The sequence below is a fragment of the Arachnia propionica genome (assembly GCF_003932785.1).
GTDB lineage: Bacteria > Actinomycetota > Actinomycetes > Propionibacteriales > Propionibacteriaceae > Arachnia > Arachnia propionica_B.
This window is the reverse complement of sequence record NZ_RQYT01000136.1, coordinates 1-637: the sequence shown is the minus strand read 5'-3', so window position 1 is coordinate 637 and position 637 is coordinate 1. Positions and strand designations below refer to the sequence as shown.

Here is a 637-nt window from a genome sequence, read left to right as displayed (position 1 = left end):
GGACTCTACCAGCGCGGGTACATGTGCAGACCAAGGAGACGTGAGGTCCTCTCTCGTACACTGGCCCGCATGAGCAACACCAAGCGGGTCACCGTCGCAGCCGCCTGCCTGCTGCCGCTGGTGGTGAGTCCGACGCTGTACGGGGTGGCGCTGGTGTGCTTCGGCTACTTCTTCGGCACCGTGTTCTAAGAGGGTGCGCGGATAGGCGAATCTACTGCGGTCGCCCCGGTGACCCCTTGGCTGCGTTGTCCTCCTTGAACGCACGGTCCAGTGCGCTCTTTGTCGTCCGCCTTGCCCAGAGGCCACCGTGACGATCCTCGTCACGATCCCCCTATCCGCGCACCCTCTAAGTCAAGACCAACATCCGGGAGCGTGGGCGCGTCGACTTCATCGTCTACTCGGTGGCCTGGCACCTCGCCTTCACGGTGCTGTTCGCCGTCTGGGACGTCGGCGTGGGGCGGTGGTGGCTGGTCGCCTTCTTCGCGGCGATGACGCTCAGGGCGTGGCTGGTGCCGACGCTCGGGGCGATGCGTGGCCGACCGGTGACGGCCAGGTCCCTGGGGATGTGGGAGGTCGTCACGACGCTCATTCTGGCGGCGGTTCTGGTCCCGGCCCTCATCGGGTGAGCGGGTTCAGC

1 protein-coding gene is annotated in these 637 nt (G+C 66.4%); it reads left to right on the top strand.

Annotated features, from left to right (window positions below; genetic code table 11):
• Nucleotides 1–401: 401 nt before the first annotated feature.
• Entirely contained in the window at nt 402–626 is a 225-nt protein-coding gene (locus EII35_RS15580) for a hypothetical protein (protein ID WP_125229347.1), read from the top strand.
• Nucleotides 627–637: the final 11 nt, after the last annotated feature.